The sequence below is a fragment of the Bradyrhizobium sp. BRP23 genome, assembly GCF_020194135.1.
Classification (GTDB): Bacteria; Pseudomonadota; Alphaproteobacteria; order Rhizobiales; family Xanthobacteraceae; genus Bradyrhizobium; species Bradyrhizobium yuanmingense.
The window spans coordinates 204155-224938 of sequence record NZ_JADYVW010000012.1 but is presented as its reverse complement, the minus strand read 5'-3'; the positions used below and the strand labels follow the sequence as shown (position 1 = coordinate 224938).

18 protein-coding genes are annotated in these 20784 nt (G+C 64.2%); 10 read left to right on the top strand and 8 right to left on the bottom strand.

What is annotated here, in order from left to right; genetic code table 11:
- Nucleotides 1-6 precede the first annotated feature (6 nt).
- The 6 genes from I6F24_RS28740 (at nt 7) to I6F24_RS28715 (ending at nt 5634) form a co-directional block, all read left to right on the top strand.
- Nucleotides 7-900 carry an ABC transporter permease gene (locus I6F24_RS28740; RefSeq protein ID WP_036020171.1) on the top strand — a complete coding sequence of 298 codons (894 nt, stop codon included), beginning with the start codon at nt 7-9 and terminating at the stop codon, nt 898-900.
- On the top strand, nt 900-1907 hold the full coding sequence (locus I6F24_RS28735; protein ID WP_225152373.1) for an ABC transporter ATP-binding protein: 1008 nt from the start codon (nt 900-902) through the stop codon (nt 1905-1907). The genes I6F24_RS28740 and I6F24_RS28735 overlap by 1 nt, the downstream gene beginning before the upstream one ends.
- Nucleotides 1904-2890: a dipeptide ABC transporter ATP-binding protein gene (locus I6F24_RS28730; protein WP_225152371.1), complete on the top strand. Its 987-nt coding sequence runs from the start codon at nt 1904-1906 to the stop codon at nt 2888-2890. The genes I6F24_RS28735 and I6F24_RS28730 overlap by 4 nt, the downstream gene beginning before the upstream one ends.
- Before the next feature lie 361 nt (nt 2891-3251).
- Complete coding sequence (groES, locus tag I6F24_RS28725) at nt 3252-3566, top strand: co-chaperone GroES (RefSeq protein ID WP_036002037.1); 315 nt, start codon at nt 3252-3254, stop codon at nt 3564-3566.
- 36 nt (nt 3567-3602) lie between these two features.
- Entirely contained in the window at nt 3603-5222 is a 1620-nt protein-coding gene (gene groL / locus I6F24_RS28720) for a chaperonin GroEL (protein ID WP_225134689.1), read from the top strand.
- 79 nt (nt 5223-5301) lie between these two features.
- Nucleotides 5302-5634: a hypothetical protein gene (locus I6F24_RS28715; RefSeq protein WP_036002054.1), complete on the top strand. Its 333-nt coding sequence runs from the start codon at nt 5302-5304 to the stop codon at nt 5632-5634.
- Between the two features lie 343 nt (nt 5635-5977).
- Here the strand turns inward: I6F24_RS28715 and rpoH are convergent, their stop codons facing one another.
- Nucleotides 5978-6865 (bottom strand): RNA polymerase sigma factor RpoH, encoded by an 888-nt coding sequence (gene rpoH, locus I6F24_RS28710; protein ID WP_225152369.1) that lies wholly within the window; start codon nt 6863-6865, stop codon nt 5978-5980.
- A 376-nt stretch (nt 6866-7241) separates the two neighbouring features.
- On the opposite strand from rpoH, the gene I6F24_RS28705 reads away from it, so the two are divergent.
- Nucleotides 7242-7475, top strand: coding sequence for a hypothetical protein (locus tag I6F24_RS28705; protein WP_128262508.1), 234 nt, complete (start codon nt 7242-7244; stop codon nt 7473-7475).
- 6 nt (nt 7476-7481) lie between these two features.
- On the opposite strand, the gene ftsH is transcribed toward I6F24_RS28705, so the two are convergent.
- Together ftsH and I6F24_RS28695 are read right to left on the bottom strand one after the other, a co-directional pair.
- On the bottom strand, nt 7482-9323 hold the full coding sequence (gene ftsH, locus I6F24_RS28700; protein ID WP_225114817.1) for an ATP-dependent zinc metalloprotease FtsH: 1842 nt from the start codon (nt 9321-9323) through the stop codon (nt 7482-7484).
- Nucleotides 9324-9550: 227 nt separating this feature from the next.
- Nucleotides 9551-9832 (bottom strand): hypothetical protein, encoded by a 282-nt coding sequence (locus tag I6F24_RS28695; protein WP_036002069.1) that lies wholly within the window; start codon nt 9830-9832, stop codon nt 9551-9553.
- Nucleotides 9833-10369: 537 nt separating this feature from the next.
- Between I6F24_RS28695 and I6F24_RS28690 the strand changes: the two genes are divergently transcribed.
- Nucleotides 10370-10741 carry an SPW repeat protein gene (locus I6F24_RS28690; protein WP_225145710.1) on the top strand — a complete coding sequence of 124 codons (372 nt, stop codon included), beginning with the start codon at nt 10370-10372 and terminating at the stop codon, nt 10739-10741.
- Nucleotides 10742-11554: 813 nt separating this feature from the next.
- On the opposite strand, the gene I6F24_RS28685 is transcribed toward I6F24_RS28690, so the two are convergent.
- On the bottom strand, nt 11555-11788 hold the full coding sequence (locus I6F24_RS28685) for a hypothetical protein (protein WP_306469161.1): 234 nt from the start codon (nt 11786-11788) through the stop codon (nt 11555-11557).
- Between the two features lie 598 nt (nt 11789-12386).
- Here I6F24_RS28685 and I6F24_RS28680 point away from each other — a divergent pair.
- Both I6F24_RS28680 and I6F24_RS28675 read left to right on the top strand, forming a co-directional pair.
- A complete protein-coding gene (locus I6F24_RS28680) occupies nt 12387-13388 on the top strand; it encodes an ABC transporter substrate-binding protein (RefSeq protein ID WP_346656940.1) in 1002 nt (333 codons plus the stop codon).
- A 493-nt stretch (nt 13389-13881) separates the two neighbouring features.
- Nucleotides 13882-14856 carry an ABC transporter substrate-binding protein gene (locus I6F24_RS28675; RefSeq protein WP_036002174.1) on the top strand — a complete coding sequence of 325 codons (975 nt, stop codon included), beginning with the start codon at nt 13882-13884 and terminating at the stop codon, nt 14854-14856.
- A 105-nt stretch (nt 14857-14961) separates the two neighbouring features.
- Here I6F24_RS28675 and I6F24_RS28670 read toward each other — a convergent pair whose 3' ends face one another.
- The 4 genes from I6F24_RS28670 to I6F24_RS28655 all read right to left on the bottom strand — a co-directional run bounded on the left by I6F24_RS28670 (nt 14962) and on the right by I6F24_RS28655 (nt 20578).
- Nucleotides 14962-15765: a hypothetical protein gene (locus tag I6F24_RS28670; RefSeq protein WP_225156532.1), complete on the bottom strand. Its 804-nt coding sequence runs from the start codon at nt 15763-15765 to the stop codon at nt 14962-14964.
- 246 nt (nt 15766-16011) lie between these two features.
- Nucleotides 16012-17988, bottom strand: a complete 1977-nt coding sequence (locus I6F24_RS28665; protein ID WP_225152363.1) for an acetyl-CoA carboxylase biotin carboxylase subunit — start codon at nt 17986-17988, stop codon at nt 16012-16014.
- Nucleotides 17985-19601 carry an acyl-CoA carboxylase subunit beta gene (locus I6F24_RS28660; RefSeq protein ID WP_225152361.1) on the bottom strand — a complete coding sequence of 539 codons (1617 nt, stop codon included), beginning with the start codon at nt 19599-19601 and terminating at the stop codon, nt 17985-17987. Before I6F24_RS28660 ends, I6F24_RS28665 begins: the two co-directional genes overlap by 4 nt.
- Before the next feature lie 110 nt (nt 19602-19711).
- The gene (locus I6F24_RS28655; protein ID WP_225152359.1) at nt 19712-20578 is read right to left on the bottom strand and encodes a 3-keto-5-aminohexanoate cleavage protein; all 867 of its coding nucleotides are present in this window, start codon (nt 20576-20578) and stop codon (nt 19712-19714) included.
- Nucleotides 20579-20784 lie beyond the last annotated feature (206 nt).

The window sequence follows — 20784 nt, the reverse complement described above, 5'->3', positions numbered from 1 at the left end:
AGCAGCTTGGCCGCGATCGATTTCGACGTTGAGCTGAGGCGGGCCGGGGCGCATGCGACCGGGGGCTGGCGGCGCGTGCTGTTCATGGCGCAGCGGCACGTGCTGGGCGCGGCCGGGCTCGTCATCATGACATTGTTCGTGCTGACGGCGATCTTCGCCGATGTCATTGCGCGCTATGATCCGCTGACCGTCGATTCCGCCCGCGCGCTGGCGCGCCCGAGCTGGGCGCACTGGATGGGCACCGATTCCTTCGGCCGCGACGTGTTCAGCCGCATCATCCACGGCGCACGGATCTCGCTCGCGGTCGGCATCGGCTCGACCGTGCTCGGCGGCACCATCGGCGTGATCGTCGGCCTCACCTCCGGCTATCTCTCCGGCTGGTTTGATCTGGTGTTCCAGCGCGTCTCCGACGTGCTGCAGGCGCTGCCGCTCCTGGTGCTGGCGCTGGTGATGACAGCCGCGCTCGGGCCCTCGCTGCCGAACGTGATCATCGCCATCGCCATTCCGCTGATCCCGACGGTGGCGCGCGTCATCCGTGCCAACACGCTGGCGCTGCGCGAGCAGCCGTTCGTGGAGGCCGCCAAGTCGATCGGCATGAGCGAGATGCGGATTGCGCTGCGCCATGTGCTGCCGAACACGCTGGCGCCGCTGATCGTGCTGGCGACGGCGCAGCTCGGCTCGACCATCCTGACCGAAGCCTCGCTGTCTTTCCTCGGCCTCGGCATTCCCGAACCCTATCCGTCGTGGGGACGCATGCTGTCCGAATCCGCCGCCGAATATGTCCGCACCGCGCCCTGGCTGGTGATCTTCCCGGGCGTCGCGATCAGCCTCGCCGTGTTCGGCGCCAACCTCTTCGGCGACGCCCTGCGTGACATCCTGGATCCGAGGCAGCGCGGCTGATGGCGGACAAGACCGATCTCGTGCTCGACGTGAAGAACCTGAAGACGGTGTTCTTCACCAATTCCGGCCTGTTCAAGGCGGTCGACGACCTCTCCTTCAGCGTGAGGCGCGGCGAGACGCTGGCGATCGTCGGCGAATCCGGCTGCGGCAAGAGCGTGACCGCGCTGTCGCTGATGCGCCTCGTGCCCGATCCGCCCGGCCGCATCGTCGGCGGCTCCGTCTCGCTGGAAGGCACCGACCTGCTGGCGCTGGATGAGGCGCAGATGCGCGCGGTCAGGGGCAATCGCATCTCCATGATCTTCCAGGAGCCGATGACCTCGCTCAATCCGGTGATGCGGATCGGCGACCAGATCGTCGAGGCGGTGCGGCTGCATCGGCATATCTCGGCGAAAGAGGCGCAAGGCATCGCGGTCGAGATGCTGCGGCTGGTGCGCATCCCCGAGCCGGCGCGGCGGGCGCGCGAATATCCGCACCAGCTCTCCGGCGGCATGCGCCAGCGCGCGATGATCGCGATGGCGCTGGCCTGCCGGCCGGCACTCCTGATCGCGGATGAGCCGACCACCGCGCTCGACGTCACCATCCAGGCGCAGATCCTGGCGCTGATCCTCGACCTCCAGAAGGAGCTCGGCACCGGGCTCGTGCTGATCACGCACGATCTCGGCGTGGTCGCGCAGACCGCGCAACGCGTGATCGTGATGTATGCGGGGCGAAAGGTCGAGGAGGCCGGCGTCGAGGCGCTGTTCGCCGCGCCGAAGCATCCCTATACGCGCGGGCTGATGGCCTCGATCCCGGCGGTGCCGGCTTCCGGCGCCGCCGCGCAGGCGCGGCTGAACGAAATCCCCGGCACGGTGCCGTCGCTGGTGCGGCTGCCGCAAGGCTGCGCCTTCGCGCCGCGCTGCAAGCTCGCCATCAAGCGCTGCGAGGCCGAATATCCGCCGCTGGCAGATTGGGGCGGCGGGCATCTGGCCGCCTGCTGGCGCGCCGAAGAAGTCGCGGAGGTGGCATGACCGAGGCGCTGCTCGAAGTCACCGATCTCAAGAAGCACTACCCCGTGCGCGCCGGCGTGTTGCGAAGGCAGGTCGGCACCGTGCACGCGGTCGATGGCGTCTCCTTCTCGCTAGGCACCGGCGAGACGCTCGGCCTCGTCGGCGAATCCGGCTGCGGCAAGTCCACGGTGGCGCGCAGCGTGCTGCGACTGGTCGAGCCGACCTCGGGCCAGATCCGCCTCGACGGCGAGGACATCACGCATCTTTCGAAGACGGCGCTGCGGCCGCATCGCCGCTCGATGCAGATCGTGTTCCAGGATCCGTTCGCCTCGCTCAATCCGCGCATGACCGCCGGCGACATCGTCGGCGAGCCGATCGCCGTGCACGGGCTCGCCACCGGCAAGGAGCTGGAAGTGCGGGTCGCAAGGCTGTTCGAGCAGGTGGGGTTGCGGCCCGACCAGATGCGCAATTTCCCGCATCAATTCTCCGGCGGTCAGCGCCAGCGCATCTGCATTGCCCGCGCGCTGGCGCTGGGGCCACGCCTGATCGTCTGCGACGAGCCGGTCTCCGCGCTCGACGTCTCGATCCAGGCGCAGGTGATCAACCTTCTGATCGACCTGCAGCGGCAGCACGGCTTCTCCTATCTCTTCATCGCGCACGACCTTGCCGTGGTCGCCCATATCAGCCACCGCGTCGCCGTGATGTATCTCGGCCGCATCGTCGAGATCGCCGACAAGGACGAGCTGTTCCGCAATCCCAGGCATCCCTACACCCAGGCCCTGCTTGCCTCGGTGCCGATCGCCAATCCGCTGGCGAAGAAGCTCGCGCCTCTGGTCGACGGCGACGTGCCGAGCCCGGTCAATCCGCCGTCAGGCTGCGCATTTCACACCCGCTGCCGGTTTGCGATGGAGCGGTGCAAGACGCAGCGGCCGTCGCTGCTGGATGCCGGAGACGGGCATCAGGTGGCGTGTCTGCTCAATGACGGGACGGGGCGAGGCCGCTAAGGCGGGCTCATAGAAGAAATGTCAGCTCCTGAGGGAGAAGCGGAAATCTTCTGCTCGGCAGAGCGTTACCGCTTTTGACCCGAAGCGGACCTCAAGGGGCTATATGGGATCATCCTCACATGGAAATGACCAGTAAGGGCGGCTCTCGAGATTTGCGGGCCCAAGCCGATGCACCTCGCCCGCCAAGCAGGCGTGACAGGGACGGCGGCACATCCATCCGGACAAGAACCTTGAAGTAGCGCAAAAATTTTTGCAGGTCCTCTTGACTAGAAATCCGCGTATTCCTAGGTCGTTTGCCGCCCGGGGGCCGGTTCCGGACCCGGATTTTGGACATCGCTGAACCTACCCAAGGAGGATGTGCATGCATTTCCGCCCGTTGCACGACCGTGTGCTCGTGCGCCGCATCGATGCCGAGGAGAAGACCGCCGGCGGCATCATCATTCCCGACACCGCCAAGGAGAAGCCGCAGCAGGGCGAGATCATCGCCGTGGGGCCGGGCGGGCGAAACGAGCAGGGCCAGCTCGTGCCGCTCGACGTCAAGGTCGGCGACCGGGTGCTGTTCGGCAAGTGGTCGGGCACCGAGGTCAAGATCGACGGCGAGGAGCTGTTGATCATGAAGGAAAGCGATCTTCTCGGCGTGGCCGAGCAGGCCGGCACGCTGAAGAAGGCGGCGTAACGCTGACAGTCATCGAACGGAAAGGAGTTTAACAACATGGCTGCCAAGGACGTGAAGTTCGCGACCGAGGCCCGCGAGCGCATGCTGCGGGGCGTCGACACACTGGCGAATGCGGTGAAGGTCACGCTCGGTCCAAAGGGACGCAACGTCGTTATCGAGAAATCGTTCGGCGCTCCCCGCATTACCAAGGACGGCGTCACCGTCGCCAAGGAGATCGAGCTGGAGGACAAGTTCGAGAACATGGGCGCCCAGATGGTGCGCGAGGTCGCCTCCAAGACCAGTGATCTCGCCGGAGACGGCACCACCACGGCGACCGTGCTGGCGCAGGCCATCGTCAAGGAGGGCGCCAAGGCGGTCGCTGCCGGCATGAATCCGATGGACCTCAAGCGCGGCGTCGACCTTGGCGTGGACGCGATCGTCGCCGACCTCAAGTCGCACGCCAAGAAGATCACCTCCAACGACGAGATCGTCCAGGTCGGCACCATCTCCGCCAACGGCGACACCGAGATCGGCCGCTTCCTGGCGGATGCGATGCAGAAGGTCGGCAATGAGGGCGTGATCACGGTCGAGGAGGCCAAGAGCCTGCACACCGAGCTCGAAGTGGTCGAGGGCATGCAGTTCGACCGCGGCTACATCTCGCCCTATTTCGTCACCAACGCCGAGAAGATGAAGGCCGAGCTCGAGGATCCCTATGTGCTGATCCACGAGAAGAAGCTGTCGGGCCTGCAGACCGTGCTGCCGCTGCTGGAGCAGGTCGTGCAATCCGGCAAGCCGCTCCTGATCATCGCGGAGGAGGTCGAGGGCGAGGCGCTGGCGACGCTGGTCGTCAACCGCCTGCGCGGCGGCCTGAAGGTGGCAGCCGTCAAGGCGCCGGGCTTCGGCGACCGCCGCAAGGCGATGCTGGAGGATATCGCGATCCTCACCGGCGGCACCGTGATCTCCGAAGATCTCGGCATCAAGCTCGAGAACGTCACCGTGAAGATGCTGGGCCGTGCCAAGAAAGTGGTGATCGAGAAGGAGAACACGACGATCGTCGACGGCGCCGGCGCCAAGAAGGACATCGAGGCGCGCAGCCAGCAGATCAGGGCGCAGATCGAGGAAACCACCTCGGATTACGACCGCGAGAAGCTGCAGGAGCGCCTCGCCAAGCTCGCCGGCGGCGTCGCGGTGATCCGGGTCGGCGGCGCGACCGAGGTCGAGGTCAAGGAGCGCAAGGATCGCGTCGACGACGCTCTGCATGCGACCCGGGCCGCGGTCGAGGAAGGCATCCTGCCGGGCGGCGGCGTGGCACTGCTGCGCGCGCTCAAGGCGCTCGACGGGGTCAAGACCGCCAATGCCGACCAGAAGGCGGGCGTGGACATCGTGCGCCGCGCCATCCAGGTCCCGGCGCGGCAGATCGTGCAGAATGCGGGTGAGGACGGCTCCGTCGTCGTCGGCAAGCTGCTCGAGAACCAGACCTACACCTGGGGCTTCAATGCCGCGACTGGCGAGTACCAGGATCTGGTGCAGGCGGGCGTGATCGATCCTGCCAAGGTCGTCCGCACCGCCTTGCAGGATGCGGCCTCGGTGGCCTCGCTGCTCATCACGACCGAAGCGCTGGTGGCCGAGAAGCCGAAGAAGACGGAAGCGCCGAGCGCTCCCGCGATGGACTTCTAAGGACGGGCGAGCCTGGCCGAACGGCCGGGCTCGTTTGCCATGGATCTGTGACTGTGTTCTCGAACGAAAGGAGGATGAAATGATCAAGGATCGTGCTTTCTCCGCTCGCGGGGAAACCACTCGGAAAACGTTGCGGCGGCTCGCCGCCTTGGCCGTTGGGGCTGGCCTCTCGCTGGTGCCCTTTGCGGCCTTTGGCGCCGAAAGCCCCGGCCCTGCCGCCAAGACTGCGGACAGTTTCGAGCGGCTCGCCTTGCCGCCGATCCCGTACCTGGACACGATGCCGTGGTCGAGCTGGGATCGGGGCAGCCCGACCATGAAGGTGGACACATTGCTGCCGGTCCTCGGGCCATCCGGGATCCGGCTCGACCTCACGCCGCCTGATCGAGACAAGCCGGAGCCCGCCACGAGCTGAAATGGGGGAGCGGCCGGCGAGGCCGCTCCTCATCGTTCAGCCACTCATCGCTCACGCGAAAGGAGGATCATCAGATGAGAGGCATTGTCCTCGCCGTCGCTGTGTTGGGCATGGCCAATGGGCTTCAGGCCAAGGAAGCCGACACGCCTCGCGCCGAGATGCGGAGCTCGGCCGAGCCCGCCCGGCAGCTTGCGACCAGTTCCGTCGGAGCGTCTCGGAGCAATCCTGAGAAGTCCGGCCAGACCGAGCGCAGGAGCCGGGAGTTTTCGCCCGAACGTCTTGTCCCCGATATCTGCAGAGGATGCTGATCGGCCTTGGCCGATCAGCATTCTTCTTCGCTCGCCTAACGCGACGTTGCAAGGCGCGCCTCATCGAGACGCGCGGACATCTTCGCCTTGATCCGCTGCAACGCGCGCTGCTCGATCTGCCGGACGCGCTCGCGCGAGATGGCGAACTTGCCGGCGAGCGCATCCAGCGTCTGCTGCGGCTCGCCGAGATATCGCGCCTCGACGATGCTGCGCTCCCGCGGTGACAGCGCAGCGAGTGCATCGGCGAGGGCAGCCTTGGTGCGTTCACGGTCGGCCGCGTCCAGGAGCAGACTTTCCGGATCGGGAGAGGGATCCACGAGCCGGTCCTGCCATTGGTCGCCTTCCGTCTCGACGCTGATCGGCGCGTTGAGCGAGATGTCGCCGCGCAGCCGGCCGTCCATCTCGGCGACGTCGGCTTCCCTGACGTCGAGATGTTTGGCGATAGATGTCAGCTGATCCGTCCGGAGATCGCCATCCTCCGCGACGCCAAGCTTGTTCTTCAGCTTGCGCAGGTTGAAGAACAGCTTCTTCTGCGCAGCAGTGGTGCCCAGCTTGACGAGCGACCATGATCGCAGGATGTATTCCTGAACCGAGGCCTTGATCCACCAGGAGGCATAGGTCGCAAGCCGGAAGCCTTTCTCGGGATCGAACCGCTTGACGGCCAGCATCAGCCCGACATTGGCCTCCGAGATGAGGTCGGCGATGGCGAGGCCATAGCGGCGATATTGCAGCGCGATCTTCGCCGCGAGCCGCAAATGGCTCGTCACCAGCCGATAGGCGGCGTCACGATCGCCGCTATCGCGCAATCGCCTCGCATAGTCGGCTTCCTCCGATGCCTCGAGCAACGGAAAACGATGGATCTCCTTGAGATAGCGGGATAGCCCGCTTTCCCCGTGAAGGGCAGGAAGTGAGGCAACCAACATCGCGCCCTCCCTCACGAGCACCGTTCGCCCCGATCAGGGGCGCCTTGTCGATCCAAGCGATAATCTGAGTGAAGCGCCGAGAGCGGCGCGGTCCGAGCGCAGTCAGGTTTCATGGCCAAATCCTCGTTAGAGCAAGATGGTTGGACCACCGCGAACCTGATCCGCTGAGCCCGATCATGGCACCCAGACGCCTCAGGCCGGTGGGCGCCACTAGAATTTGGAAATGGCCGGAATGTTCCAGCGTGAACGGTCGTGACGGAAATTGCGATTGCCGTATGCCTTTGCCGCTGCAGACAGGCTCTTGAAACGCGGAGCCTTCATTCCAATCTGGTCCACGCAGGCGCCGATGAGGCTGCACGCATGCTTGGTTCGTGGGATGGATGACTATCGTGATCTCGTGAGCGCAGCTCTTGCGCTGTTCTGCGCCGGCTTGATGTTGGTGGCCGGCCATCTCCTGATCGAATGGCACGCCAGAAGCACCGATCCCGGCATCGGGATCGAGGCGCCGAAGCGCGAGGGCGCGCCCGCGCCGCTCATCTCGAACGGTTCGCCTCCGGACAGGCGGATGATCGAGCTTCCCGCCGAGATCAGGCGCAAGCGCGCCGCGTGAGTGGCCCTAGATCGCCCGCAGCCCTTCCTTGGGCATCTCCCGGATCAGCACATCGATGTCGCTCTGCTCCAGCGTTTCCTTCTCGAGCAGCTTTTTTGCGGCGCGGTCCAGGATCGGCCGCCGCGTGGTCAGGATGCCCTGGGTGCGCTGGAACACCTGGTCGACGATGGTTTTCACCTCGTGGTCGACCGCGGCCGCGGTCTCCTCGGCATAGTCGCGCTCGCGCGTCGGATAGGGGCGGTCAGGGCCGGCCAGGAAGTTGCCGGGATCGCGCTCATAGGCGACGCTGCCGAGACGCTCCGACATGCCGTAGCGCGTCACCATGCTGCGGGCGATATCGGTGACGCGGCGCAGGTCGTCCGCCGCACCGGTCGACAAGTGCCCGAACACGATAAGCTCCGCGGCGCGGCCGCCGAGCAACACCGCCATCTTGTTCTCCAGCTCCTCCTTGGTCATCAGGAAACGGTCCTCGATCGGCCGCTGGATGGTGTAGCCGAGCGCGCCGACGCCGCGCGGGATGATCGAGACCTTGTGCACGGGATCGGTCCCCGGCAGTGAGAGCGCGACGAGGGCGTGCCCCATCTCGTGATAGGCGACGATCTCGCGTTCCCTGGGGTTGAGCAGGCGGTTGCGCTTTTCCAGGCCTGCGATCATGCGCTCGACCGCATTGTTGAAATCGCTCATGGTCACCGCCTCGGCGGCGCGGCGCGTCGCCAGCAGCGCGGCCTCGTTGACGAGATTGGCGAGATCCGCGCCCGTGAAGCCTGGTGTCAGCGCGGCAACGGCGTCTGCATCGACATTCTCGGCCAGGCGCACCTTCTTCATGTGCACCTTGAGGATCTCGATCCGGCCCCGCTTGTCTGGACGGTCGACCAGCACCTGGCGGTCAAAGCGGCCGGCGCGGAGCAGGGCGGGATCGAGGATTTCCGGCCGGTTGGTGGCGGCGAGGATGACGAGCCCGGAGCGCGAATCGAAGCCGTCGAGCTCGACCAGCAGCTGGTTGAGCGTCTGCTCCTTCTCGTCATGGCCGCCGGCGAACGGGCCGATGCCGCGGGCGCGGCCCAGTGCGTCGAGCTCGTCGATGAAGATGATGGCCGGCGCCTTTTCCCGCGCCTGCTGGAACAGGTCCCGCACCCGCGCCGCGCCGACGCCGACGAACATCTCGACGAACTCCGAGCCGGAGATCGAGAAGAACGGCACCCTGGCCTCGCCGGCCACCGCCTTGGCCAGCAAGGTCTTGCCTGTGCCCGGCGGGCCCACCAGCAGCACGCCTTTCGGCATGCGGCCGCCGAGCCGGCCATAGTCTGTCGGGTTCTTCAGGAAATCGACAACCTCGCGCAGCTCGTCCTTGGCCTCGTCCACGCCGGCGACGTCGGCAAACGTGACGCCGGTGTTGGATTCAACGTAGACCTTGGCCTTGCTCTTGCCGATTGCCATCAGCCCGCCGCCGATCCCGCCGCCCTCGGCCATGCGGCGGCCGATGTACCACCAGACGCCGAAGAACAGCAGAACCGGCATGACCCAGGACAACAGGTCGCGCAGAAACGTGCTCTCGATCTGCCCGGTGAAACGGACGTTGTGCTTCTCGAGCTCCTGGGCGACGTCCTGGTCGACGCGCGTGGTGACGAATTGCTTCTGGCCGCCGGACAGCGGCTCCTTCAGCGTGCCCTGCAAGGTGCGGTCGGAGATGCCGACCGTCTCGACTTTCCCCTGGCGCAGCAATTGCTGATATTCGCTGTAGGGGATCACCGCGATCTGGTTCGCCGCCGAGATCAGATACTGAATCAGGAAGACCGCGAAAATTGCGGCGATGGCGTATCCGATATTGAAACGGGCATTCTTGTTCATGGGGAGGCCAGATCCGATCGTGTTACGCGGGCCGGGCTAGCGTCGAGGCGCATTTGGCGCGCTCGCTCGGGCCCGGTGCGCCTCCGGACCTGCATGTTCACGACAGAACTTCTCCTGCTGCAATCGGTTCCAGTCATCCCAAACGCGAGCTCGGCAGCGCCGTACGCAGGCGATCGAGATGCCGGGCAGCGATAAGGCCCGGTTGCGGGCCGGGCCTTTGCATCAGTTCACCAGGGATACCAGTATGGATATGCCGCCGGATAATACCGCACGGTCCGGTAATAGCGGGGGCCATAATAGTATCGCGGCGGACCATAGACCGGCGCATAATAGACCGGAGGTGCGGCCGCGGCGGCCAGCGCTCCGGTGAACAGGCCGAGCGCGATGGCCGGACCGATGCCTGGACCGCCCCAATGATGATGATGGCCCCGCCAATGGGCCGAGGCCGGCGCAACGGTTCCGATGAGGAGCGTTGCTGCCGCGGCGATTGCAAGAGCAAGCTTTCTCATGTGACTTCCCTCGACTTATGCCCGCGCAAGCGGGCTTCTCAATCCTTCGCATGAGTTTCGTTTTGCCGGACACAGCCGGCAGCGTCTGAACTTAGGATGGGCGGCGACGACTTCAAGCCTCTAACCGACAATTGGCCAAGTGGAGAGAACAGTCAGATCGTGTCAATCGAAGAAGGGCTTCGAACGTCCCTGCTGGCGCGTGCCAATAGTGACTAAGTCCGTAAATTCAGCCTTTGGTCCATCTGCGAAGTTGCGCTGCGTCTCACAGAGGTCTGCTTATCGCGGCAGAGCGGTCCAGATTTGCTCAACCTGAGTTCTTCGCATTTTGACCCTTCAGCGACCTCCGGAGCCGTCCGCTTTCCCGCCGCTGTTAAGGTTGGGACCGCAGGCGGTCAGCTGCTTAATGAGCACACAGCCTAGGACAGCACCGGCGCGGCGGGTCCGCCTCTCCGTTGCCATTATGCCGCGGGCCGCGATGGAAACCGGCTCGGCGATTACGCGGTTGATTTCGCATCGAAACCTCCAATGGAGGGTGCCATGCAGAATTGGGAAGGGAATTGGACGAACGCAAAGTTTTGTGATGTTGCGAACCTGATCCTCGGCGCGGTACTGTTCGTTTCGCCCTGGATATTCGGTTTCGATGCGGGGACGGTCTCTCAGAACGCCGTTATCACCGGTATCGCCATCGCGATCCTTGCGGTCGCGGCGCTGGCGGCGTTCGCGGTGTGGGAGGAATGGCTGAACCTCGTCGTCGGCTTGTGGGCACTGGTATCGCCCTGGGTATTGGGCTTCCAGGGAACCACCGCGATGACCGTGCATGTGATCATCGGCGCGGCGGTCGCAATCTTGGCAGCGATCGAGCTCTGGATTATGTCCCGCAACCCGCCGCGGCTGACCACCGGTAGCTGAGAAGCTGGATCGTTTGGCTCGTGGCATAGCTTCGCCGTCATCGGAAAAACCTGTCCAGCCGACGCGGACGAAATTCGGTGCGGACCTGGGGCCGGCAGCTACTCAGCGCAGTCGGCCTTGGGTCAGCCGTAAGTGCCGCAGCTCGAGCTAGCCTTGCTGGACGGCTTACTCCCGGCGCCAAATTCCGAAAGCGCCGATGGAAAGGCCTTGCTCCGGGGCTAGGTTCATCGGGCATTCCGTTTGCGTCGGATTCCCAAATTTGAATGCCACGGGGCATGATTTTTGGGACCAAGCTGCGTTTGCCATCCAACGGCAGACATCTCGGTCCCAGCTCGTTTTTCGATCCGGAAAAACCTCCAGGCTGGGGCCGATGTGGTCTACTCCGGGCGTAAGCCGCCCCATCAGTACCAGCCCATCTTGAAACAGAGACCAAGCCAACCAGCGAGCGCGACTAGAGCGGCAATGTTGATGTACTTCTGAGCGTCCTGCATCATTGCACCGCAATCAAAGGCGCCCCGCAATTCGGAGCAACGGTGATTTGCCACTACCCGTTCCGCCTCTCTGCCCTTGACCAGATCAACAAGGTTCCGGTTTCTGGCGCTCGGTTCATCGCGGGAGCTCGGGGTTTCTCCACCTTATGTGCTTTGGCGTGTTCTTCTCGACCTGCGGGACCATGCGGGCGGGATCGGGACCGCCCGGAACGCCCCTGGGGCCGAGCAGCTCACGCGTAATGTCATCCTCGGTTCTTTCCGGCTCGACGCCGTTGATGGGCCGCTGTCGCACGGGAGCGACCTCCTGATGCCCACGGCAAGCTCAGGTCACCTCAGGCTTGAAGGTCTGCGGCTGCTGCTCTGGCGGCGGCATTTTAAAAGGAATGGGGAACGGCGTGCGCGCGAGGCTTACCAGCGCCGCCCGTTCCTCGGAGAGACGGCTTTCGATGTACTCGCGCTCCAGATCGGAAAGGCGGGTCTTGAGCAGCCGGTGGTAGCGGTGAATGCTATTGCGGTGGGTGCGCAACCGGGCGAGCTTTTCTTCCAGTGTCATCATCGTCGTCCTCGACGGTTACAAGCAATCCTTTCCAAAAGAGGTCGGAGGAGCCCTCCGGCGTGAGACTTAGAGAGGCTTGATCTTGTTTCAAGATGGATCAGAAGATTGGACCAATTGCCTCAACCTCAAGCCAGCGTTCTGTACGCTCCGTGCTCCCCAGCGCGGGGCCGGATCATGGCAACCGAAAATCCGCCATGTGCTCTTGCATCGTCCCGTTGATGTCCGCTTGTGGCCCTCAGCCGACCATTGGGACCTCGCCCTCCGAGCACCGCTTTTGACCCATAGCAGAAGTCTGAGCCTGCACTCCAACCCCTCAACCGCCCGGGTCGAAACTCATTCTTGCGGTTGCACGTGCCTGACGCCGGAACGTGAGCATCGTCAGGGTCCCTGATCTCCTTAAACAATGGCATGGTCAGCAATCCCAGCGAGATGTGTAGCAGTAATGCTGTCGCAAATTGGCTTGCCATATTGCAATTCTAGGAGCGGGAACAAATGTTTCTCGCTTCGTGGAGCTGGGGGAGACAGAAGTCTGCGGCGGTTCGCGGATGCAACACTTTTGACCTTGGCCACTTTCAATGAGCTCGCCTGAACGGCTACGATGCCGTCACCAGAGAGCTTAGGAGCGCATATGAGACGGCGGGAGTTCATCACGCTTCTTGTCGGCGCGGCACCTCTGTGGCCGCTGACGGCGAGCGCGCAACGTTCAGCGGTACCTGTTATCGGTGTGTTGTCCGTGGGTTCCCCTGACATTGCGAGTCCCTATGACGCAGCATTCGAAAGAGGTCTCGCGGAGAGGGGTTTCGTAGTTGGCAAAAACGTTACGATAGAACGTAGGTGGGCACGAGGAAACCACAGTAGGCTTTTGGAGCTCGCTCAGGAGCTCTTGCATTTCAATCCAGCGCTGATCATCGGAGGGGGCAATGTGGTTGCGCTCGCCGCAAGGAAAGTAACTTCAACCATTCCGATCGTATTCGTAATCGCGTCAGACCCCGTGAAGCTCGGACTGGCAAAGAGCTTCGCTCACCCCGGGGGCAACGCCACGGGCATATCTATGATGACAGCGAGGCTTGTCCTAAAGCGCCTCGAACTGATCCAGGAGCTGCTCCAGCAAAAGGCTACCGTCGGATTTTTGGTGAACCCTGACAATCAAGACTTGCTTCAGGAAATTGACGAAGTTGCCCGTTCGACCGGGCGGACCTTGAAAGTAGCCAAGGCGCGCAACCAGGATGAATTAGAGCCAGCTTTCAGGCAGCTTGTTAGCGCCCAAGTCGGTGCGGTCCTCGTCAGCAACGATGCGATATTTTTCAACCTGCGTGCGCAACTTGTCGCATTGGCCGATCGTCATTCGCTTCCGGCGTCCTATGAATTCCGCGAATTTCCGGCGGCCGGTGGCCTGATGAGCTACGGGCCGAGCCTTGTCGCAAACTTTGAAAAAGCCGGCATCTACGCCGCACGAATCTTGGGAGGTGCTCGGCCGGAGGATTTGCCCATTCAGCAGCCCACGGAGTTCAGTTTGGTTCTCAACTCAGCAACCGCGCGCTCCTTAGGCATCGAAATCCCGCCATCACTGCTCGCCCGTGCGGACGAGGTGATCGAATAAGGCTCTACGCCCGAGGTCGGCCCGTAGCGACCTTGCCGCGCGACCGCGACCGTCTGCATTCGACCCATTGCGGACTCATTTCCCTATCCTCGGTCCTGATTGCGCCCCATAATGCTCCGCTGTTTGGAGGCTAGTCATGAGGCGACGCGATTTCATGTCGACCCTCGGCGGACTGGCCGCAATTTGGCCAATTGCCGCGCGCGCCCGGCAAAAGGAACGTGTCCATCGAATTGTTTATCTAAGTGCTCCGAGCCGGGAGTTGGTACAACGCACGCTCGATGCTTTTCTGCGAAAGCTCCGAGAGCATAGTTGGGTTGAAGGCGAGAACTTCATCACTCGCTCTGACCTAATTCAGCGAGGTTCTTGCTGTGACGTTATTTTCGACTTATTCAACCCAAACGGCCCATCTCAGTCCCGCATACCTCCGTCGATCACACGGTCCCACGGCAAAATGCTAATGTAGTCATCCCCAGGCGTGGTCCTTGGAGGGTACATGCAGCGGCGGGAGTTCATTGCACTGATCGGGGCCATCGGTGCCGTTTGGCCGCGCAGCTTGATCGCGCAGCCCGCCCATCAGCTCATGAAGAAGATGCCTCGCATCGGTTTCCTGGCGTCAGTTCCGCACCAACGAATCGAAGCCTTCGATCGCGGACTCCGCGAGATGGGATATGTGGAGGGCGCGAACATCATCATCGAGCGCCGGTTCTGGAAGAATGACCGGGAACAACTGGCGAGATTTGCCGCCGAGCTGGTGGCTCTCGAAGTCGAGGTGATTGTGGCGTCCAGCACGCCCGAGGCAATTGCCGCCAGGGCAGTCACCGGCACGATCCCCATCGTGACTGCCACCGCAGACGCGGTCGGTGTCGGCCTTGCGGCAAGTCTTGCGCGGCCGGGTGGAAACGTGACGGGACTGACCGGGGTCGCAAGCAGCGGCAAGAATTTCGGGCTTCTGTTGGAGTTACTGCCACGGGCGTCGCGGTTCGCGGTGCTCCTCGACCCCGACAACCAATATCATGCACGGCTGATGGCCGACTTCCAGAAAACCGCCGCGGACCGGCAGGTCGAGATACTTCCGGTGATCAAACGCTCGGTGGAGGACATAGGCCCTGCTTTCCAGACCATAGCTTCGAAGGATATTCAGGGCCTGCTCGTGCTTGTGGACCCCATCGGGTTCGCCAACCGGCGCAAGATCATCGAGCTCGCCGCGCAAAACCGCATTCCGGCGGTGTATCACTGGCGTGAAGAAGCGGTCGAAGGTGGCCTTCTCGCGTATGGCCCTGACATCATTGACCTCAATCGCCGCTCCGCCGGTTATGTTGCAAAACTGCTGCGGGGCGCGAAAGCGGCCGAACTCCCGATCCAGCAGCCGGAACGCTTCCGATTGGTGATCAATCTTAAGACTGCTCGCGCTCTCGGTCTGAATATTCCAACCGCGCTACTCGCGACGGCTGACGAGGTGATTGAATGATGCTGCCCTGCATGAGTCCGCATGTGGCCCTTCAGCGACATTGGAAGATTGCTGCTTCTCCGCTGGTGTTGGGGCTTAAGCGGACATCAGTCGACGGCCAGCCTCTTAATGCGTACACGGCCTAGATCCCAGTGCCCGGATCACCGGCCAGGCCGCGAGCGCGGCGGCGAGATGTTTGAGCGTATGGCCCGAGACCATGTGGCCGGTCGCTTCGAACACGGTCACGTCGCCGAGTTCGAACAGCTTGGCCAAAACATAGAAGACCATCACGCCGCCGAGCGGCACGCCAAGCGCGCCGGGTCGCGGGCGTGTCAACGCAAGGCCCACGGCCAGCGCCATGCCGCCGAACTGCACGACCACCCAGGGCGTGAGATTCTCGCGTGCCACCCAGGCCGCCAACAGGCCCGCGATCGTCGTCAGCACCAGCACCGCTTCGCCTGCGCGCGTGCTGATGCGCTCGCTGGCCGCGATGCCCAGAAAGCCCGCGAACGCGACCGCCATGCCGAGACGATCGGCGATGAGCCGTTGCGGCACGTCGGGGTCGAGATGATAGAAGCCCGAGCCGAGGCACGTGAGGATCAGGCCGACGAAGAACCAGTTCGCACCCACCGGCGCATCGTGGCGGGCACGCAGCCGCTCCGAGCCCCAGACGCCCATCGCGAGGAAGGCGAGATTGCTCAGCACGTCGCCGGCATTGGGCACGCCGAGGAAGGTGCGGCTATCGACGAAATGCGGGATGTGCCAGGCGGCGGCGGGCATCGTGGGCGCCAGAAGCGCGGTGAGCGTCAGGACGAGGAGCGCACCGATAAGATATTTCTCGCCGGTTTGAAGGGGGGCGTACGAGAGTCGGCGAACGACTGGCGGGACCAGTGCATTGGCCGGTTGAGCTTGGTCGCGCGCGCGCAGCATGAACATCTCCAGATATTGAACATTGTTCAATATTGGTAGCTCGAAAATGAACTATGTTCAATGGGAGATGTCGCGAGATTTCTGCAACAAGCAAGATATTGAAATTGCTTTGTTTTTTGAATGTGCGCGGCCACCACAGCCGTGGGGTGGGCAAAGCGAAGCGTGCCCACCATTCCGCTTATGATCGACATTCGTGGGCACGGCGCTACGCGCCTTTGCCCACCCTACGAGACCGCGTTTGTGGCGCTAACCCGCCCCGATCTCCGCGACGATGCGGCCCGTCGTGACCTGCTCGCCTTCGGCGACGTCGATCGCGCTGACCACGCCGTCGATGCCGGCCTTGTGGACGTGCTCCATCTTCATCGCTTCCAGCGTCAGCACCGGCTGGCCGGCGGTGACGCGGTCGCCGGGCTTGACGAGGACGGCGACCACGCGGCCGTTCATGGCGGCGCGGACCTTGCCGTCACCGCCATTGCTTGCGGCTGCTTTTGGTGCCGCGAGGGTGAGATCGGTGAGGCCGAGCGGGATGCCGCGGTGCTGGACGTACAGCCGTTCGCCATCCCGCAGGAATTTTGCGCTGTCCATCACGCCGGCGAGGCGGAAGCGGACGGCGTCGGGATCGAGCTGGTCGATCTCGAACTTATGCTGGCGGCCTTCGACGGCGACGGTGTAGCTGCCGTCGCGCTCGCGCATGATGTCGAGCTCGTGCGCATCGCCGCCGATGTCGATTTTCGCCGGCAGCGGAAAGGTGGCGGCGAGGCTCCGTCCGCCCTGCCGCGATGGCGCGCGCGGATTGGTGACGTAGAGCAGCAGGCCTGCCAGCGCGATCTTGAATGCCGCGTCCGCACGCGGCGCAAGCAGCTCGTTGCGATGGGCGCCGATGAAAGCCGTCGTCGCCTCACCCTTGGCAAAGCCGGGATGACGCAGGCACGATAACAGGAACGCCTGATTGGTCGTCACGCCAAAGGCCGTAAGCTGCTCGAGGCCAACGATCAGCCGTCCCCTCGCCTCCTCGCGATTGGCGCCATGGCTGATCAGCTTGGCGATCATGGAATCGTAGAACGGCGGAATCTCCGAGCCCGGTTGCAACGCGTGCTCGACGCGGATGCCCTCAGGCACCTGCCAGCGCGCCATGCGGCCGGACTGCGGCATGAAATCCTCCGCGGCATCTTCCGAGCAGAGCCGCACCTCGATGGCGTGGCCGGAGAACCTGATGTCCTGCTGCTTCACCGGCAAGGGTTCGCCGCGCGCGACGCGCAGCTGCAGCTCGACGAGATCGAGCCCGGTGATCGCCTCTGTCACGGGATGCTCGACCTGCAGCCGCGTGTTCATCTCCATGAAGTAGAACGCGCCACTGGCATCGAGCAGGAATTCCAGCGTGCCGGCGCCTTCATAGCGCAGCGCCTTGACCGCTGACACCGCGACCTCGCCCATTTTCGCGCGCAGCTCCGGCGTGACCGCCGGCGACGGCGCCTCCTCGATCAGCTTCTGGTGCCGCCGCTGCACCGAGCAATCGCGCTCGCCGAGATGGATGGCATTGCCGTGGCTGTCGCCGAACACCTGGATCTCGATGTGGCGCGGATTCTGGATCGCACGCTCGAGGATGACGGCAGCATCGCCGAACGCGGCTTTCGCTTCCGACCGCGCGCTGCGCAGGGCTTCGGGGAAGGATGCCGCGTCAGTGACGAGCCGCATGCCGCGGCCGCCGCCGCCGGCGACCGCCTTGATCATCACGGGAAAGCCGATCTTCCCGGCTTCGGCGAACATGACCTCGTCGCCTTGCTCAGCACCCTGGTAGCCGGGCACGATGGGCACGCCGGCCTTCTTCATGATCTCCTTCGCGCCGGCCTTGTTGCCCATCGCCTCGATCGCCTGCGGCGACGGGCCGATGAAGACGAGGCCGGCATCCTTGCAGGCGCGCGAAAACGCCTCGTTTTCGGCGAGAAAGCCATAGCCGGGGTGAACGGCATCCGCGCCGCTGGCTTTGGCCGCGGCGATGATTGCCGAGATGTTGAGATAGGATTGCGCCGGCAAGGCTTCGCCGATGCGTACGGCCTGATCGGCCTGCCGCACGTGGAGCGCATCGCGATCCGCATCGGAATAGACCGCGACGACACCGAGGCCGAGCTGCCGCGCGCTGCGCATCACGCGCAGCGCGATCTCGCCGCGGTTGGCGACCAGGACCTTGAAGAACGGCCGGTGCTGCACTGATCCGTTCCTCATGGGCGGGCCACCGAAAACTGCATGCGCTGCGGCGCGCGCGCATCGCCCTCGCGGCAGATCGCGAGTACCTCCGACAGCACCGCGCGGGTGTCGCGCGGATCGATCACGCCGTCGTCGAGCACGCGGGCGCTGGTGGAGAACACGTCCATCTGGCCGTCGAACACGCCGATGATTTGCGCCTTCATCGCGTCGAGCTTGTCCTTCTCGATCGGCTTGCCGCGCCTGATAGCAGCGGCCTCGGTCACGATCGCCATGGTCTCGGCGGCCTGCTCGCCGCCCATGACCGCGGTCTTGGCGTTGGGCCAGGAGAAGCAGAAGCGCGGATGGAAGCCGCGGCCGCACATGCCGTAATTGCCGGCGCCGAACGAGGCGCCGCAATAGATGGTGATCTGCGGCACTGTTGCCGACGTCACCGCCTGGATCATCTTGGAGCCGTGCTTGATCATGCCGGCTTCCTCATAGGCTTTCCCGACCATGTAGCCGGTGGTGTTGTTGAGATAGAGGATCGGCGTGCGGGTCTGGCAGCATGCCTGGATGAAATGCGTCGCCTTGTTGGCGCCGGCGGGATCGAGCGGGCCGTTGTTGGTGATGATCCCGATGGCCTGGCTCTCGATGCGGGCATGGCCGCAGACGGTGGCCGGGCCGTAACTCGGCGCCATCTCGGTGAAGTCGGAATCGTCGACGATGCGCGCGATCACCTGTTTCATGTCGACCGGGCGCTTGTGGTCCATCGGCATGATGCCGAGCAGCTCGTCCTGATCGTAGCGCGGCGGCTTGAACTGCGCCGACGCTCTGCCCGGCCGCTCCCATTGCAGCGCCGCCATGATCTCCCGCGCGATGCGCAATGCGTCGCGATCGTCCTCGGCGAGGTAATCGCCGAGGCCGGAGATTTGCGTATGCATCTCGGCGCCGCCGAGCTCTTCCTCCGTCGCGATCTCGCCGGTCGCGGCTTTCAGAAGCGGGGGTCCGGCGAGAAAGGCGCGGGTGCGGCCGCGGACCATGACGATGTAGTCGGAGAGGCCGGTCTGATAGGCGCCGCCCGCGGTGGAGGAGCCGTGCGTGACGGTGACGACCGGCAGACCGGCAGCGGAGAGCCGCGCCAGGTTGCGAAAGATGTTGCCGCCGCGAACGAAATCCTCGACGCGGTAGCGCAGCAGATTGGCGCCGGCGCTTTCGACCAGCTGCACGTAAGGCAGCTTGTTCTCCAGCGCGAGCTCCTGCACGCGCAGCGTCTTGTCGAGGCCGTAAGGCTGCAGCGCACCGGCGTCGATGCCGGAATCGCTGGCGCTGACCATGCAGCGGATGCCCGAGACGAAGCCGATGCCGGCGATGACGCCGCCGCCCGGCACGCTCTTGCTCGCATCCGGCACGTCGAACATGTAGCCCGCCAGCGTCGAGAGCTCGATGAAGGGCGCGCCGGGATCGAGCACCAGCGCGACGCGCTCGCGCGGCAGCAGCTGGCCGCGCTTGTGGAAGCGGTCCTTGGCCGCGGCGGACGCGGCGCGCGTGCGCTCCTCGAGCGCGCGCATGCGGTCGATCAGGCCGAGCATGCCGTCGCGGTTGGCTTGGTAGGCGGCGCTGCCGGGGGAGATGGTGTTTTCGATGGTGGACATGACTTGATCCTGCTCGTCATTGCGAGGAGCGAAGCGACGAAGCAATCCAGACTGCATCCGCGGAAAGATTCTGGATTGCTTCGCTTCGCTCGCAATGACGGGGCGATACCTTACCTGTTCGTCCCAAAGATCTTCCGCGCCTCGGCGGGGCTCGCGATCTCGCGGCCGGCGCGCCTTGCGCAGGCGGCGACGGCTTCGATCAGCTGGCCGTTCGATGTCACTTTCTTGCCGTCGGCGAGATAGAAGGTGTCCTCGAGGCCGGTGCGCAGATGACCGCCGAGCTCGGCGCAGCGCTGGTGCAGCGGCCAGATCTCCTCGCGGCCGATGGCGGTGACCTGCCAATGCGCCTCGGGGCGCTTCAGCTTCAAGAGGATCGGCAGCAATTCAGGATCGGCCGGCATGCCGGAGGCGACGCCCATGACGAAATTGTACTCGAGCGGGCCGTTGTACATGCCGACCTGGTGGTACATGCCGACGCAGCGGACGATACCGACGTCGAAGCACTCGAACTCGGGGATGGTGCCGACCGCGTTCATGACGTCGAGATAGTCCTTCACCTTCTCGACCGCATTGTCGAACATCATCGGCGGCCAGGCCCAGCTGTTGTCGGCCTTCACCTTCAGATAATTCAGCGAGCCGGCATTGCAGGCGGCAATCTCGGGCTTCGTCTCGCGGATGCAGTCGAGCGCGCCTGAATAGTTCGGCCCGGACACGCCCGAGGTGTGGTTGATGATCACGCCCGGGCAGGCTTCGCGGATCGCCTGCTGGATCTCCTTGCTGACCGCGACCTCCCAGGACGGCAGATGTCCCTTGCCCGGCGCCTGCTGGCGCAGATGGATGTGCATGATGGACGCGCCGGCCTCGAACGCAGCCCTGGCCTCGCGCGCCATCTGCTCGGGCGTCACGGGCACGTTGTGCTGCTTGGGGTCGGTGAGCACGCCGTTCAGCGCGCAGGTGATGACGGCCTTGTCGCTCATGCGTTCACTGTCTCGCACGTTGAGAATTCAACGCTTGCGATCATGTGACGCGCGACATGCGGCTTCTTGCGCGGAGAAGCTGGGAAAAGACGAGCTTTCGTAGGGTGGGTTAGCCGAAGGCGTAACCCACCACTGTCTGCCTCCGTGGAAATTGAAGAGGTGGGTTACGCCGAGCAGCTGCGCTTCGCGCATCTGATCGGCTAACC